This window comes from Candidatus Chloroploca asiatica (assembly GCF_002532075.1).
Taxonomy (GTDB): Bacteria; Chloroflexota; Chloroflexia; order Chloroflexales; family Chloroflexaceae; genus Chloroploca; species Chloroploca asiatica.
Genome location: NZ_LYXE01000009.1, coordinates 76,135 through 92,921 on the forward strand (window position 1 = coordinate 76,135; position 16,787 = coordinate 92,921).

The following is a 16,787-nucleotide window of genomic DNA, read 5'->3' on the forward strand; positions in this document are numbered from 1 at the left end:
GCCGAACTGAGATGCCGTGAGTTGCAATTCAAAACTACTCGCGCACACCCCGCAAAAAGAGGCGTTGGATCTGAATAACCTGTTCGGGCAGTTCAAAGAGGATCAAGTGCCCACAACGTGGTACCTCGAGATACTGTCCATTGGGGGCAAGTTGCATCAACTTACGCCCACCCTGGGGGCGCATAATCGGATCACCTGAACCTGCCACGAGCAACGTAGGATGGTGAACCCGAGCCATCTGCTCAGCGACCCCTTCGAGGATCTCACGTCGAGCCAATTCCTCAGCCGAGACGCGCACCGCCGCAGGATCACAACAGCGAAGACTCAGCGTCGCCAGTTTGACATCACTCACCAGGGCAGTATTCTTTGACATCACGACGAGCGCATAAATGTAAGGAATCCACCAGAGGCCACGGCGCTCGATTGGGCGAAGGATCGTATTAAAGACGGTATCGAGCACACCCGGAATCATCGCCGAGGCCACCCGATTGTAGGCAAAGAGGCTAAAGTTGAAGAAGGTTAGCGAGCGAACCCGATCAGGATTCGTATCGGCGTAATGAAGCGCCACGAACGCCCCGAGCGAAAACGCCGACACATGGTGGGACGGTAACTGCAGGGCATCAGCGAGGGCACGCAGGTCATTGCTAAAGCCGGCGACCGTATAATCACGACGCGGATCGCTATCGGAAAAACCATGACCCTTGAGATCATAGCAAATCACCCGATAGCCCACCGAAGCCAAGGGGTCAATAATATGATGCCACCAATACGAAGAGCAATCCCAACCGTGAATGAGCACCAGCGGTTCGCCATCGCGTGGCCCGACATCCATATAATGGTGGACAACCCCATTCAACTCGATAAAGTTGGCCCGACTCATCAGATATTCTTCGGCTTCGAGGCGGCGAAGTTCGCGGGCACTCAACTTACCTGCGAGTTTCGTTGCCACCTCTTCCCGATAGGTGACATATTTTGTCGTTGGCGCGGGGGGGATCCCTGTGCCCAACCTTGTCGCTGACTGGCTGGTCTCTTCGTTCAACATCGCTACTTCTCCAGAGGGCAACTGCTCACTCAACCCAAAGCCGAAGCACTTCATCAGCATCGACCTTGGCACGCAAACGTCCACCACTCGCAATCCCAGGCAGCAGCACGTGGCGGCGCAACTGACCAAGGCGAACCACAACTTCTTCGCTTGCCAGCGCAATATCCAATTCTTTCGAGTCGAGGAAGGGGATATGCAACTTCACCTCGCGGTCACCTGCGGCTTCACGGGGCGACTTGGCAGGATCAAAGACTTCGCCATCATGATAGAGTGCGGCCCCACGCAGCGCCCACTCATCCCGATTCGCCGATCGCGCAACGAGCGGATGGATACGCAAATGTGGGCGAGCCTTGCTGGTCTCGGGTGAAAATTCGAGGCGCGTCGCATCACTCACCGTCGAAGGTTCGCCTGAAACGAGCAACTCATCACTTGCGAGCCCATAGAGGCCAAGGGCCGTCAGCATGGTACGGGTAGGAGGAAGCACCAACTCATCACTCGTTGCCACCAGGCGTACGCGGGTACCGGTCGCGGCATCAAGGCGAGAGCGTTGCACTTCAAGTTCAACGCGCAGATCCTGGAGGGGTGCGACAGCATTCGGGCCAAGTAGAGCAGCAGGAATAAACGCCGCCTCTTGGGAGGTACGCGAACGCCCGGCACCACGGTCAAGCCCAAAGATCAAGCGGGTCAACCAGCGCAACACATCGGGCAGCGTCATCGCCCGCACGAGACCTTCGGGAGACGGACCATCGAGCACCACCAGATCAAAGCGCCCGGTCTGACGGGCTTTTTCGGCAATCAGCAACCCTGCGATCGCATCCATACCAGGAAACGAAGGCAATTCTTCGGGGCCAAGCTCACGCAATTTCGCAGCGGGGCCACTGCGCAACGACGGACGGACATCGTCCCAGCGTGCCCCGATCTCACTGAGCGCATTGATTTCCAGTGCAGCCAGATTCGCTTCCAACTCCATCGGACGTGATCCCAGACTCTGACCAAGCAACGAACCGAGCACATGCCCCGGCCCAACCGAAGCAAGCAGAACACGCTGCCCACGACGCGCCGCATGGCAGGCCGAGGCGATGGCGGCAGTACTCTGCAAGATCTGGCTAAAGCCGGAGAAGATCAATAACTTCATGATTATGCTGCCTCAACCCGCAACTCATCGGGTTCTTCTTCAATGGGGAGACCAGCCTCATCACCGGTACCCTCGCAGAACTCCAAACGCAACACACCCTCTTCATAGCGATGGTCACCCATGGTGCATGAATACAGGATGCGCGGCAGCGCAATTGTGCGTTGCACACGACCAATCGACACGGCGAGATCCGGCCCACTACGCACCAAATCAACCGCTTCTTCCTCATTGATAAATGGCAGCTTCATGCAGAGGTCATATCGTCCCGGCTCACCCTCTTCACTCCACTGTTCAAGCCAGATCGGGCGCTCATCAAAGAGCAGCGCCCCTGGATCGTGCTCACCAAACGTGGCCCGCCCGATAGCTTCAAGGGCCGGCATCCCAATCGGCTCACCCTCTTGCAGAACAGTACGGAAGATCGGGGTGGGCATAAAGCTATCATCAATATCTTGCAGATAGCCTCGCTGGAGGCTCACCCAATAATCAAAATAGGGGCCAAGGTCAGCGCGAAGGGGCAAAATCTTATTGACCATAATCGCGTCAACCATCAAGCCATAGAGATTCAAGAACGTATAGGCCCGACGGGTCTCAAGGAGTGGCAACTTCTCGGGATTGAGCACCAAGCGCACCGAAATCTCAGGACTCAGCAAGAAATTCGCGAGCTTATCCATCCGTTCCAGCAACGACCCGACCTCATTGAAGAAACGGTCATCGGGGAGATCGCGTTTAAAGGGGCGCGCAAAATTCGCTAGGCCCCGATAGACCCGAAAGAACTTCTTACCGGCATCGCCACCGATAATCATCTCGGGATAGGCCAAGAGGCGCAGAGTATTGCCTGTCGGAGCGGTATCGAGCACAATCGCGTCCCAGCGCCCGCTCTCCGCCTCAGTCATCATCCGTTGGAGGGCAAGGATCTCATCGAGGCCAGGTTGATTCGCCAATTCCGCTGCGGTCGAGCGATCAATGCCCCGGTTCGAATAGGTTGAGGCCACAAACTGTTGAAAGCCACCCAGATTATGGCGCCACTCATAAATCGTATCTATCTCCAAGCCATAGAGTCGGGGAGCAATCGCCGTCGGACGATCGCGGCTAATCTCAGTACCAAGCGCATCGGCCAGCGAGTGCGCCGGATCACTAGAGAGAACGAGCGTACGCCGTCCGGTGCGAGCCAACAAGGTAGCCGTAGCCGCTGAGATGGTGGTTTTACCGGTTCCACCTTTGCCTGAATAGATAATGACGCGCGTCATAGTGTCTCTTTGCTGGCAGAAGAGCTATGGTAGATCACCACAAACTTCTGCTCTGGTGCTTTTCCGGGGCACACACCCCAGACGCCTGCCTTCATCGTTGATACCTTGTGCCAACGAGCACAAGGGGTGAGGCCTAGCCTCACCACCTGGCTTGCTAGCTCATTCATCCTCGTCGTGATGGACGCCATTACCATTATAACTAATGACGCGTGGGCCTGCAGCTTCAACCGTTTCTTGTGCATGGAGCACCCGTTCAGGGCGCCCAACAGCAATGCGGCGGACAGGTGCAGCGCGATTAGGGTCAAGCGTTGGCGAATGATCAGCGGCAGGCTGAACCGGTTCAGCCTGAGCAGACTCATCGTAGGCGACTGGTTGAGGGGCCGTCTCAATCCGACGCACGCTAATCGAGCGCTTAACCGGCTCGGGGCGTTGCGGGTCGAGGCGATCTGCCTCCATTGGCGCTGTACGAGGTTGCGCAACCGTTTGAGGAGGCGGCATTTTCGCCTCGGGTGCAACCTGCTGAGTAGAAGGAGGCGCACGACGAACAGCCGCACGAACCTGAATACGCTTTGACTGTTGCTGGTCAGCCTGTTCATCCTCAAGCGGCTCGGCGAAGCGAACGGCCGCACGCACCACTGGCGCGACCGGCGCAAACGGCCCACCCTCAGACTCTTGCTGAGAAGCGGCATAATAGAGGCCCCGCATCGCATTGCGACGGACGCGCGGATCCTGGAGACCGCTCACCATTTCATTTGCGCCACCCACAGCCTCGGTCGCACGACGGAGGCCGCGGGCCAACTTACGAGGTGCTTCAAGCACCAGACGTAGCGAGCGACTGACCTCATACATACTCGGCTGTTCAGGCAAATTGGGCAGTGGGCCAATAGGGCCAGTCGAAGCGAGCGGGGAAACACCACTCCCAGCAGGAGCGCCGCCACGCTGACTTTCATACGCAGCAATCAGATTACCAGGTGTCGTCGGAGGAACCAATTCACGCTGTTCTTCACCAGCGCTACCGACCTGCCACCAGCGTTTGCGGGTCTGTGTTGCCTCGGGAAGAGGTTCAGCGACAGGGGGCGGGGCCGGTTCAGGTGCCGTAAAGAATGGTTGCAGCGGCTCGTGCTCAACGACAGGGAAGGCCTCAACAAACGCAGCGACCAATTCTTCGCCGGCAACACCGACAATAATCTGATCACCGATCAACTCGACCATCCGCGCAAAGATTGTCACATCATCGGTCGGCATATAATCGAGCGTATTGATCACCAAGCGTTCACCGCTGCCAGGATCCTCAACGGAGCCATTGACGGCGATGCGGCGTTTGCGGGGGGCCACGGGGGGCAAGCGGAACGCGAGCGTCACGCGGCCGTGCCACGGATCCCAGGTTTCAGCCTCAACGACATCGACATCCTTCCACTCGAAGCTATCAACGGTATCGTTAAAAAAGCCACGAGCCCAGGTAATCACCCGACGTTCGGTAAGGGCCACAAAATCGGAGAGGGCCAGGCCACCAACACGTCGGCGGCGCTCGTCCAACAGCACACCATCGAAGAGGGCGAGGAGAATCTCGCCCTCCTCGAGCAGCCCACGGTAGCGCAATTCATCAGCGCTAGCCGCGTTCACATTGATGCCGAGATACGGGCGAGTGCTCATAGTCGCTCCCTATCTAGTCTAAATAAGCTACTAAGCGACCATCATCAACAGGTCGCAGCGAGTCCATTATGGGCGGCGGTCTTCGGGCGGGATAGCGCGATCTTCCAAACCGGCGTCACCTGAGCCACTCATAGCCGGGGTACGATGACCCTGACCAAACGTACGGGCTGTAGGCGAGGAACTACTACGACGGCGCAAAGGAATCTCGCGATGATCAGGTGCAGCGGCAACAGATGGAGAGCGGTCGGCAAGCGGCTGACGGCGTTCCACCACTGGTTGCACGGCTTGAACCGTCTCAACAGGCGGTTCAGCAACAGGAACAACAGGAACAACAGCATCAAGAGGAGACGTATTGCGACGACGCAACGGGATCTCGTGATAATCATTCGGCGGTGCTGGCGGCGATGGTGGCACTGCAGCCACAGGAAGATCTGGTTCAGGTTGCACCTGAGCCTGCCATGCCTGAGCGGCAAAGTCAGCAGCAGTTGCCATAGGAGACGGCGGGGCACCTTGGGCATTATTATTGCGGTTAAGGAACGCCATCGCCATCTGCTGAGCCGTCGGGCTACTTGAGACCGTATGCACAAGATCATTAATTGCGCGGATCGTCTCGGTCAACTCACGTAAACTATTACCATTCAGATCAAACGGAAGCGGCAAATCAGCTTCACGAATTGAACGGCGAAGGGTATCCCAGGCCGAACGAGCAAGGCGACCAGCCGCATAAATCTGACCTGGCGGCAAACTCGCGGGATCGTGGGCAAACGCAGGCGTAGGGCTCAGAGTCGGCTGAACAACCGCCGCACCGGGCCAGCGATAGGGAGTCTCATTGGGCCGCAACCCATCCACGTGCCCATAGATCTGTTCACTCAAGACCGCCATAATTTCAGGCCCAGCCTCACGCGCATCGACCCCATGGTCAGCAAGTTCACGTGCGGCAGCACTGGCGGCGCGCATCAACACCAAGGCAGCCTGCAGATTCACTAGGGGCAACAGGGCCAGCGTAAACTGCTGTTCTTCCTCATCAGGTGCTGCAAACGTCATGGTGATTTGCGCGTGGAGCGGATCGAGCCCCACACCTTCAACCGACGTCAGTTCAGCGAGCGGAAACGCACAGCAGAGATGCTGTCCATAATCACGTGCCCACAGAATCACGCGCAGGCTCGTCAACAGACAATAATCATGTAAGGTTGGCCCACTGAGTCGCTGCCCATTGGCATCAAGGATGACCCCATCGAATGCCACGAGGATCTGCTCGTCGGGTTCGACAAGATGCATCGCCTCAAGCTCAGCGAGATGGGCGGGAACTACGGTATGGCTATGGTAGAGCAAACTGATCATGAGGAAGGCCTGTAGCCGATAGTCCGTAGGCCGCGACCTGTGAAGCACACAGATCGTGGACTACGGACTACGGACAACGTGCTACCGATTGAAGCGCGACCGAATGCGTTTCGGGCGGAAGCCTGCATCCGGAGCGGTGAACGTACCCTCGCCGCTACCGCTGCGAGAGATACCGGGGTAGGCGTTGCGGTTGATATTCTCGACCGCTGCCGACGTGGCCTGAAGTGCATTCGACACCCACTGCCAGTGACCCTGGAACATGATGTCGCCGATTTGCGCGACTTGCGCTGACGACTCTGAGAACCAGCCTCGTGTGACGGCCATCCGTACACCTCCTGTAACCTAAACGAACACCCTGATTTATTAGGCTTCGGGGCAAACACCCCGATTAACCCCATTGTGAAGTAGCCTTGCAGGCTCACGCCGATGATATCGGACGTTACACCTGGACTCAGCTAGGAACACCATTCGCTGCATAGAAAGGAACAATCAACCAGTCCCCTTCCATCTCAGCCTGACCCGCCTCCTGGCCTCCGAGGCTCGTTGGCAAAGTCATAATCCGTCGGAAGTCCCCGATCTGAATAACCAGTTCATCGCCGTTCTGGAAGAGATCCAGCTGACTCACATCAGCGAACGGCAACTTAATCCTGACCCGATACGAATTATCAGGCAACTTACTGATATCCATTGGTGCCTCATTATAGAGCACCGCACTCGGATCGGTATCGCCATAGATGTCACGGCCCATCGCACGCAACTTCTCGAGACCGACTACCTCCTCGGGGTAGTAAGGCACGTGACGAATGGGCAGGGGCGCGAACGAATGCTCGACATCCTGGAGATAACGTTGCTGGACATCTTTCCAGTGGTTGAGGTAGCCACTATCCTCATTGACCGGCAAAATCTTATTAACTACGACCGTATCAACGGTCATCCCATACATCGAGAGGTAGGTCAGAGCGCGCTGGCTCTCTTTAATGACCATCTTCTCAGGATTCATCACCAGACGCACTGACGTTTCGAGCGGATTAGCCAGGGTAGCGGTGACACCTTCCAGTTGCTGGAAAATATCATCCACTGCCTCATAGACCTCAGCAGGAGCGACCATTTTGCTGAGACCAGGCGTCACCTTGCTCATCGGACGAAGAAGCGGCTTGATCAGAAACTTCTCAGCACCACGCAACATCCCAATAGCCCACTTGAACGTCTCGGGAGCCGAGAGCAGGCGAAGGGTTTCACCAGTGGGAGCACAGTCGATCACAAGGAGGTCGTAGTCACCTTTATCCTTGTGTTTCTTGATGCGAATGAGTGGAAAAGCCTCGTCCATACCGGGGAGGATACTCATCTCATCAGCCAGAATACCCTCAACACCCTGTTCCGCCATCAACTGCGAGAAGTGCTCGCGCACGATACCCCAGTTTGACTCGATGTCGTGATAAATGCTCACTTCGAGTGCATCGAGTGTTGGCGTCAGACGCACAGGATCGGGGCCAAGAGGCCCTTCAAGATCCAGCGAGTCAGCAAGGCTATGGGCCGGGTCGGTACTCATCACGAGGGTGCGAAGGCCCATGTCGGCGGCCCGCAACGCTGTTGCTGCGGCGACACTTGTCTTGCCGACACCGCCTTTGCCCGTAAAGATGAGGGTTCGCATCGGTACCTTTCCAGGAGCGGGCTGCTCTGCTTATCCATTAACAGGCGGGCGAAAACATTCGGGGTAGACCATCCAGTGGTGGGCATTTTTGCTTAAATGCTAAAAACTTTGATGCCCTTTACATCTCGACTATCGCTCAGATATGCGGCAATAGTACCATGAATGTCTTGGAGTGTCAATAAAAATGACTCATATGCACCAAAGGTAAGCGATGGTTGTCTTGTGGCTACAAAGAGGAAAAATGACAACTTTTCGGTGGGAAGAGGCTTTTTCAGATCCTGAAGGGTCTGATTCTGGCCTGATCGCTTGCAAGATAATGCTCACCTGTTGCTCCACCGGACTGATGATTGCTATCCCGTGGATATCATAGCACTAGTTGTATGATTTGCAACACAAGGAGTGCCACTTTCAGGGAGAGAATCTCTATACACAAGCTGGATTTTTCACAAGCATCGGGCCTGGATTTGGCAATTCTTGTTAACCAGACACCTGACTACCGGCGGAGCAACGGGATGAAGAGGCGCGATGCGGCTGGGGTCGATGGGAGCAAGGCATTATCAAGGGCAACGTAGTGGAGGCGGACATTGGCACCGGCAGCGCTGGTATTGTCACCGAGAAAGATGAGGTTGGACTGGTAATAGATCAGGCGAAGCGGGTTTTCGAGCGAGATAACTGGCTCGTACCGACGCAGCGGACCAGTCAAGATGGTCGTTGCATCCGCAATAAGGCGATACTGATCGCCCTGGACAGCGAGGGTGTAGGTAAAGGGGCGGAGCGTCGGCGTAAAAGGGACTGTTTCGCCTCGGGTAAAGAGCGGACCAGGATCACGTATACCGTCATTCTGGGCCCAGATCTGATCCTCCCAGAACGCCAACTCGACCCCCCAGCTCTCATTATCCAGGATGAGCAGACTAAACCCGGCCCGATCCGGACTGGCGTGTGTTTCGGCGAGCAATTCAACCGTCATGGTCAGCGTATAGCCCACCGTTCTGGTCAGGATCTGTGGCTCGGCAAGGAAGCCAATGTAGCCAGCATAATCAGCGAGTTGGGTGAGGCTGCGCATCGTCGTGCCACCTGCTTCGTAAAGCGTATCGGCGACAAGAGGGGGCTGGCGAGTTGTCGCTTGATAACTGAAAAAGCCCTGATCGTCTGGTTTTTCGCCTTCGCGGGTACTATCATAGAGGGTTTGCCCTCGTGAAGGTGAAGGACTCGTCTGTTGTGAAAGGGCAATCGTAGTGGGTGAGGGCACAATGGTCGGAACCTCGGACGGAAATGGAGGTGTAGCTTGGGTTGGGCGCACCCAGGGTGCGGGAACCTCAGATGCGAGCACGGATTGCTCTGGGGACACGACGAGGTCAGGCCGATTAATCTGCGCATAGACAAGTGTAGCCGCGAAGACGATGAGGAACAGGAACCCCAGAGCAAGCAAAGTGATCAATCGTTGCATACACGAACCTTTCGGCATGACCAGGCGTTGCCTTCAAGCATCATTGGTCTTAGACCAATTCCCGTTGAACCTACCGCATTGTCACCCTAAGTACCAAATAGCCCCACGGGCCAGTGGTGCCGCGAGCAATAGGGTGGAGCGCCCATCAGACCTCACCGGTCTTGAAGACCTTGTGTGAGAGGCCGCCCTCCCCCGCTGGGCAGGCGCGCCGAAACGAAAGATCTGTGAGGTCTCAAGCCGGTTTTGTTTCTGAGACAAGGTTTCAGAAGGGCCGGATCAGCTTTACCCTCGACGTGGAGTGCCGACTTCAGGCGTCTTCCCGCTCAGCCGCCTGAAGTCGGCACTCCGATGAGCGTCAACTGTAAAGCATCCTGAAACCATGTCTTAAGAGCAGAGCGAGATGAGCACAAGCGACAAAGGTGCCTGAGAGCTTCTCTTACGGTAGAATTCAGATTATACTTGAAGGTGTCAGTTCACAGGACAGTGGCGTCCGTGACGAAAGAGGGAGAACAGTGTTATGACAACGATTGATCGATTAACCACGCTTGAGCAGGTGCTGGATGGGTTGATGCGGCGGTACCAGGAGCGGGTGCCTGATGTGGGCAAGATTATTGCGGCGATGCTTGCCGAAGGACTGATTACGGCACCTGAGCAGATCGAAAACGATCATATTGCCTTCCGCACGATGGGGGTGCCTCAGCTTGGCATCGCGTCACTTGAACGCATCTTTTTACACTATGGATACGAGCGACGTGATGCGTATCATTTTGAAGGGAAGAAGCTGAATGCATTCTGGTATCATCCGCCACGGGTTGATCTGCCACGGATCTTTATTTCGGAGTTGCGGGTGAGCGATCTATCGCCCGAAGCGCAGGCAATCATTCACAGTTATACTGATGAAGTCACGCATGATCCCGTTGACGATCTCGATCTGGATGATGGCAGTCAGGTGGATGCCTTCCTGCACAAGAGTCTGTGGCACCTGCCGACATGGGCGGATTATTGTCGCCTGGCCGAAGAGAGCGAGTATGCGGCGTGGGTGATCTATAATCGATATTATCTTAACCATTTCACGGTAACGATCCACAACTTGCCGACGGGGTATGATACGATTCCGACCTTTAACGCGTTCCTTGAGCAGCACGGCTTCAAGCTGAACGATGCGGGCGGCAAGGTGAAGATCAGTCCTGATGGCACCTTGTTGCAGAGCAGCACCGTGGCCGAGATGATTGAGGCGACCTTCGCGGGTGGCGAAAAACATGCCATCTCGGGGTCGTATGTCGAGTTTGCCGAACGGCGTCCGCTTGAGGCCTATGCGCATCTGCCTGCACATGAATTGCGGCGTGAGCATCGGCGCGAGGGCTTCGAGGCAGGCAATGCCGACAAGATCTTTGAGAGCACCTACAGTGATCAGACGGGGCGGCGGGGCTAGTGCGCCGTCCCTCTTCCACGGCGGGCGAGCCGTCTTCTGGTAAGGGCGCAGCCCGCTGCGCCCCAACGCCCGCGAACCTATCCCTTGGCGAGCGGCGGCCTACGCAACGGTAAATTGTATAAGGCACCCGAATGGACTAGGTTACGCGTGCTGGAGTCCAGGTTGGCTGGGTTCCAGCACGTGCAACTGGATGGGCGAAGAGGGGCTACTGCTCGCCCGTACGGGCAATGAGAAGGGCGAGGAGGGCGGTGCGCGGTATGATGCTTGAAAGGTCGATATATTCGTCGGGGCTGTGATCCAACCCACCGACAGGACCAAGGCCATCGAGCACAGGTAAGCCTGCGCCTGCGAGAAGATTGGCGTAACTAATGCCACCCGTCGCGGCGTCGGTGAGGGCAAAGCCAAGCTGGTCGGCACAGCTACGGGTAAGCTCGGCGAGCCTGGCAATCGCAGGCGTACGCGCCATCGGGGCAAAGCCCCATCCACCAGTGAGGGTGGTACGGGTACCCTGGACAAGGTCGCGTTGGATGAGAGCTTGCAGCGCCTCTTCAACGGGGGCGGTGTGATCAGGATGGGTGATACGCAGATCAACCTGAGCCTCGGCCAGGGCAGGTACGGTATTGGGCACACTGCCCCCAGTGATCACCCCGACATTGACGGTCATACCCGGATACATTCCATTCATTGCCTGGAGGGCAAGAATGTGATGGGCGAGAGCGAGGATCGCATTGGCCCCCTTTTCGGGCTCGACCCCGGCGTGGGCAGCGCGGCCCGTGACCGTGACTGTGAAGAGACCACCGCCTTTGCGGGCACTGACGATATCGCCATTTTCACGGCCTGCTTCGAGCACGAGCGCAAGATCGTAGTGCGGCGCAAGGGTCGCCAGCATCGCACCCGACGCACGTGCGCTGGTCTCTTCGTCGCCACCGCAGACAAGACTGAGCAGGCCAAAGGATGACGGGGCAAGGGCGGCGAGCGCTTCAATGGCATAGAGTCCCGAGAGCAGACCGCTTTTATTGTCGGCGGTGCCAGGGCCGATCAATTTATCGCCTTCGATGCGCAGGGGGCGTTCGGCTGCGGTACCGACCGGATAGACGGTATCGAGATGAGCGACGAGCATCACGCGCAACTGGCCAATGCCCCGGCAACTGACTACGAGACCGTCACCAACCTCGGAATCGGGATACGCATCAATCGACCAGGCGCGCTGCATCGCCCACTGACGCACCCAGTTGCCAGCCTGGTCAACCCCAGGTTTGTGGTCAGTCAAACACTCAAAGGCACAGAGTTGGCGAAGTTCTTCAAGATAGGTCGAGTAGCGAGGACTGAGCCAGGCAGTCAATTGTTCGGCAAGCGGTGACATAACTCAACTTTCTTCGGCGAAGGGAAGGCGAGCCGCGGGATCACCAAGGAAGAGATAGTTGCGCGCATCGTTGCGCGCCATCCAGAGCCTGGCGATGAGCCGGTTATCGGGGGTACCCCCATTGGCAAGAATAAACTCGGTATTTTCTAGTTCCTGGACGAGCGCGGCGGCACGTTCGGCCTGATTGACGTTAAACTGATCGGTCGCGTGGCCGACCCGCCAGCCGCGCATGAGGCGTCCCAGCAGATCTTCAAAAGCCTGCGACTGGGCTCGCGCCCCCTCGACACCAGTGAAAGAGAAGGTCCAGGCGCGTTCAACGTGACCGAGCACACCGAGGGCACCGTTGCGCAGAAGTTGCTGGGGCAACTGCGCGAGCAGCGGGAACGGGGCAATGCGTGGACGACGACGCTGAGCATCAAAAATAAACTCGTCGTAGGCTGGGCAGCCCAGGCCATAACAGGCGAAGAGCAGCGCCATCGTGCCTTCGAGGTGTGGGGCAGCGCCAAGCGCAGCGAGATCCTCGCCAGCAAACCAGTGCTCACGCTTCACATTGCCAACGCCATCCCAGTCTTGCCAAACAAGGGCACCCTGAGCAGCGACAAGGCGATCATCGTTGAGCGGCAGGCCGAGGCCGTGGGTCGCGGTGAAGAGAATGGCCGGAGCTTTACCATCGCCGTTACCACGCAAAAGCGTCTCAAATTGCGCACGGGTCGCTTGCTCACCAACAATGAGGCGGTGCGCAAAACCATATTTAAGGGGCGTACGTGTTGGATCGCTGCTCCAGGCTGCCAGGGGCTGGATCAACTCATCGGCGCTACGGATGGTGGCAGGATCAAGCGGATGGCGGGTCGCGACATAGAGCGCCTCTTTGCGGACGAGCGTAGCGGCGTCCTGGCGCTGCTCGAAGGCAACGAGGCGTTCGGCGTAGGTAGTATAGTCAGCGAGGCGATGCAGACCATTGGCATCGGTGAAACAGAGACGCCCAACGCCCCAGAAGATATCGAGTTGATACTGGAAGAGAAAGGGAATGAAGGCCGTATCATTGGCCTGACGTGGCCCCGGATGCCCAAGGAGCAGTAGATAGAAGGGCACCCCACGGCCTGGATCGACGGGGCCAGGGGCAACACCATAGCGATTCAGCCAAGTACGCACGGTATCATCGTGGCGATAGATGAGCACCGGTGGAAGCAGGCCCCAGGCATCTTTGAGGGTCTGACGGCCATTGTCGGTATGCCGAAGGAGCCAGGCTGCCGCAGTTTCGCCCGCTCTGAAATCAACCGACGGAGGCGCATGGCCCATCTGGCGCATCCGATGGGCGATGAGAGGCCAGATTGCCTTGAGGAGAGCCGCATCTTCATTGGCATTGATCACCACGGCCCAGTGCGCCTGGGGTAGGCTCTGGATATCAACATCAACCACGGTACCGAGGTGCTGTTCTTGAGCATCGAGTTTTGTTCTGTGCAAATCAGCGAGTGGCCGGGGATCAGCAGCAATTTTATTGCGGGCAAGATCGGCGGCCACTGCCGTGCTGAGGCGCAGCAATGGTCGGCCATCGGGCGAAAGCCCATTGGGGTAGAGCTCTTCGGAGTCTGGTGCCTCGGACGGAGTGAGAAGGAGGAGCGGCATACCGATGGCAGAGTCCGGGCTTTGCTCTCCAGAGCTTGCGCCTACAGGATCTGACGCACGCCTAGTTGAAGGATCAGACGGCTGAGGTGAACCAGCGGCGGCCTCGGCGTGAAGAAGGCTACCGAGGCGAACAACAAAGGCATCAAGGCGCGCTTTGAGATCAGTCGCCTCGGCATAGAGGGTGGCAAGTTGGTCAGGCGCCGAGGACGGCGGACTTGCGCCCTGGTGAAACGAGGTAGTTGGCGCGGCAGGCGCGACAGATGGTTCCGGGACAGGCGCAGCCTGGATCAGCGCACCTTCGAGAGCGATGGAGGCAAGGCCGTTTTCGGCAATGAGGCGATAGGGCACGTGGCAATAGCCAGGGCCATCGCTATTTTCGCTAGCCCAGGAGTCGCCCCAGGAATTACGGACAATGAAATAGCCACCCCCGGGAGCCAGAGGATCATCGCGATAACCAAGGGCACACAGCGCGTGGCCACTCCGCCGAGCCTCGCCGGGCAACGCAAGGCGCAGCCGCCCGAGGCGACTCCCCTGCCATGAATCGCTCCAATGCTCCCAGATGGTCAAACCGATCAACACTGGCTGACCGGCAGCGAGGGCCGTTTTGAGCTGAACAACGCTCGTTTTCGGCAACTTATGGAAGAGCCTAACACGGCGTTGAGGCGCTTCGGCGTGGGCCTCGGGGGGAGGCGGACCGTGGCCCGGATTCTGGTCATCGCGGGGAGCAGATTGATAGGGCCAGGTAAGCTCGCGGCAGACACCGGTCGACTGGAGGATGAGAGCCGCCTTGAAGGGATCGGTACCAACATCACCGGGGAGGCCATCGACAGCTTTGGCGGCCCAGTAGAGAAACTGAGCCGAGAGCGCAGTCGGATCCTGACTGAGCACCTGAAGGGCCGCATTAAGAGCGAAGGCGACACATGTATTGCGAACGCCCTGATCGACGGGGGGAGGGAGAGCGAAGAGCGGAGGAACTACGGAGGGAAGATTTGTCGGGACAGAAAACGAAACGGCATCGAGATCGTCATCATCATCGGGAAGGACAAGGCCAGCGCCGTGCTCTTGTTGCACCGGGACATCAAAAGAGAGGCCGGGAGGCATCAAAGGCAGAGCGGCCTCGATAAGCGGGCGAAGGGTCGCCTCACCGATGCCAAGGGCAAGAGCGAGGGCAACGAGGCCACTCCCATAGCGTTGATTGCTCGCACGCGCAGTTGTGACCAGTTCTTCAACGCTGGTAATCCAATAGGGTTCAAGCTTCGCCCGAAGGGAAGCATCAAGGAGCGTCAACTGATCGAGCGAGGTCAACGATAGAGGCATGCATCACTCACCTTTTCAATTCACAACCTGAGCAAGCACCTGCCGGAGCATCGCCGCGAAACGAGGCTTCGCCTTCTCACCGGCCTCCAGCACCTCGGCGTGATTAGCGGGGGAGCCATCAGGCAGCGCAAGATTCGTAATAAGCGAAAAACCAAGGACGCGCATCCCGGCGTGGCGGGCCACGACCACCTCGGGGGCAGTGGACATCCCGACAGCATCGGCCCCCATCGCCCGGAGCATCCGCATCTCGGCGGCGGTCTCGAAACTGGGGCCAGCGAGCATCGCATAGACCCCAGAACGAAGGCGGACACCAGTACTCGCAGCAGCAGCGTGGGCACAAGGCACAAGATCATTCTGATAAGCATTGAGCATCGCAGGAAACCGCGGACCGAGGCGATCGTCATTGGGGCCAATGAGCGGATGCATGCCCATCAAACCAGGCAGAAAAATATGGTCAGTAATGCGCATAATATCGCCGACCTGCCAATCAGCATGGAGGCCACCAGCGGCATTGGTCACAATCAGGGTCTGGCACCCGAGGGCCTTGAGGACACGGACGGGAAACGTCACCTCGGCCATACTATAGCCCTCATAGAAATGGAAACGTCCGCGGAGAACCGCAACGGGCTGGCCGGCCATCAAACCAAGCGCAAGTTCACCGCGATGACCGGGCACCTTTGGCTCGTGGAAACCGGGGATCGAAGCATACGGAATCACAGCAGCCTGGGTCAACTCATCAGCGAGGGCAGCGAGGCCCGAGCCAAGGATCAGCCCAATGCGAGGAGTGACACGGGCATGCATCTTGATCGTCGTACAGGCCTGGGTAATCTGCTCGTAGAGGATACTCATCTAAATTCTCCGCAGCAATTCCTGCTTCTTGGCTTCAAACTCATCACTCGAAAGGATGCCCCGATCACGGAGGTTGGCGAGATCTTCGATAGTACGCTGAATATCGCCGGTTGCGCCAGACGAATGGGGATAGGCATGTTCGAGGAAACCATACCCACGTTCAAGATTATGTTTCGCGTCCATCATCGCCCGTTTGAACGCGAGGGGATCAGCGATACGATCCATGACGCTGAGGCCCTCACTGCCTGAAGCCGTCAAGATCGCCACGGTGCCAAAATTCATCATGCGCCCGAAAATGCTCTGACGCAACTCGACATCATTGATCTTCTCGAGCGACGAATCGGTGGCACGCTTATTGAGCACCCCCTGAACCTGAATAACGCGTCGATCGGTGACCACATACTGCTCGGTAGTCCAGCGCAGATAATCGATAAAACCACTAACGAGCACCACCAGGCTCATCGTAATGCTAATCAACAAAATAAGGGAACTCGCCGTCAGATCGCTGATCACCGTATGTGATGTATCAAACGCAACATGAGACGCAACGCCTGCGGCGACCAGCAACGCAATCATCGAGAGTTCAGCCAGGATATTGCTGATCAAGACAAAGATATGTTGACGAGCAACATAGACAATTTGTTCACCACGGCTGAGGAGGCTATCGACGTAATTCATGACCTC

The 16,787-nt window shown here is 57.4% G+C and carries 13 protein-coding genes; 1 reads left to right on the top strand and 12 read right to left on the bottom strand.

Going from position 1 to position 16,787, the window contains the following annotated elements:
* Positions 1-34 precede the first annotated feature (34 nt).
* The 8 genes from A9Q02_RS00680 to A9Q02_RS00715 form a co-directional block, all read right to left on the bottom strand.
* Positions 35-1,096, bottom strand: a complete 1,062-nt coding sequence (locus A9Q02_RS00680; protein WP_245860149.1) for an alpha/beta fold hydrolase — start codon at positions 1,094-1,096, stop codon at positions 35-37.
* Positions 1,068-2,177 (bottom strand): ArsA family ATPase, encoded by a 1,110-nt coding sequence (locus A9Q02_RS00685; RefSeq protein ID WP_097650415.1) that lies wholly within the window; start codon positions 2,175-2,177, stop codon positions 1,068-1,070. Before A9Q02_RS00685 ends, A9Q02_RS00680 begins: the two co-directional genes overlap by 29 nt.
* A 2-nt stretch (positions 2,178-2,179) precedes the next feature.
* Positions 2,180-3,424, bottom strand: a complete 1,245-nt coding sequence (locus tag A9Q02_RS00690; RefSeq protein ID WP_097650416.1) for an ArsA family ATPase — start codon at positions 3,422-3,424, stop codon at positions 2,180-2,182.
* A gap of 159 nt (positions 3,425-3,583) precedes the next feature.
* Positions 3,584-5,077 (bottom strand): hypothetical protein, encoded by a 1,494-nt coding sequence (locus A9Q02_RS00695; protein ID WP_097650417.1) that lies wholly within the window; start codon positions 5,075-5,077, stop codon positions 3,584-3,586.
* Positions 5,078-5,143: 66 nt separating this feature from the next.
* Entirely contained in the window at positions 5,144-6,418 is a 1,275-nt protein-coding gene (locus A9Q02_RS00700; RefSeq protein WP_097650418.1) for a hypothetical protein, read from the bottom strand.
* 81 nt (positions 6,419-6,499) lie between these two features.
* On the bottom strand, positions 6,500-6,742 hold the full coding sequence (locus A9Q02_RS00705; protein WP_097650419.1) for a bacteriochlorophyll c-binding family protein: 243 nt from the start codon (positions 6,740-6,742) through the stop codon (positions 6,500-6,502).
* Positions 6,743-6,869: 127 nt separating this feature from the next.
* Positions 6,870-8,069 carry an ArsA family ATPase gene (locus tag A9Q02_RS00710; RefSeq protein WP_097650420.1) on the bottom strand — a complete coding sequence of 400 codons (1,200 nt, stop codon included), beginning with the start codon at positions 8,067-8,069 and terminating at the stop codon, positions 6,870-6,872.
* 493 nt (positions 8,070-8,562) lie between these two features.
* Positions 8,563-9,516, bottom strand: coding sequence for a choice-of-anchor Y domain-containing protein (locus A9Q02_RS00715; protein ID WP_097650421.1), 954 nt, complete (start codon positions 9,514-9,516; stop codon positions 8,563-8,565).
* A 517-nt stretch (positions 9,517-10,033) separates the two neighbouring features.
* Here A9Q02_RS00715 and A9Q02_RS00720 point away from each other — a divergent pair.
* On the top strand, positions 10,034-10,948 hold the full coding sequence (locus A9Q02_RS00720) for a DUF1338 domain-containing protein (protein ID WP_097650422.1): 915 nt from the start codon (positions 10,034-10,036) through the stop codon (positions 10,946-10,948).
* 205 nt (positions 10,949-11,153) lie between these two features.
* Here the strand turns inward: A9Q02_RS00720 and A9Q02_RS00725 are convergent, their stop codons facing one another.
* The 4 genes from A9Q02_RS00725 to A9Q02_RS00740 are packed head-to-tail and all read right to left on the bottom strand — an operon-like array spanning position 11,154 to position 16,781.
* Complete coding sequence (locus tag A9Q02_RS00725; protein WP_097650423.1) at positions 11,154-12,311, bottom strand: M20 family metallopeptidase; 1,158 nt, start codon at positions 12,309-12,311, stop codon at positions 11,154-11,156.
* A gap of 3 nt (positions 12,312-12,314) precedes the next feature.
* Positions 12,315-15,254, bottom strand: a complete 2,940-nt coding sequence (locus A9Q02_RS00730; protein WP_097650424.1) for a C1 family peptidase — start codon at positions 15,252-15,254, stop codon at positions 12,315-12,317.
* A gap of 15 nt (positions 15,255-15,269) precedes the next feature.
* Positions 15,270-16,103 carry a purine-nucleoside phosphorylase gene (locus tag A9Q02_RS00735; RefSeq protein WP_097650425.1) on the bottom strand — a complete coding sequence of 278 codons (834 nt, stop codon included), beginning with the start codon at positions 16,101-16,103 and terminating at the stop codon, positions 15,270-15,272.
* Positions 16,104-16,781: a PH domain-containing protein gene (locus tag A9Q02_RS00740; protein ID WP_097650426.1), complete on the bottom strand. Its 678-nt coding sequence runs from the start codon at positions 16,779-16,781 to the stop codon at positions 16,104-16,106.
* Between the last annotated feature and the right edge of the window lie 6 nt (positions 16,782-16,787).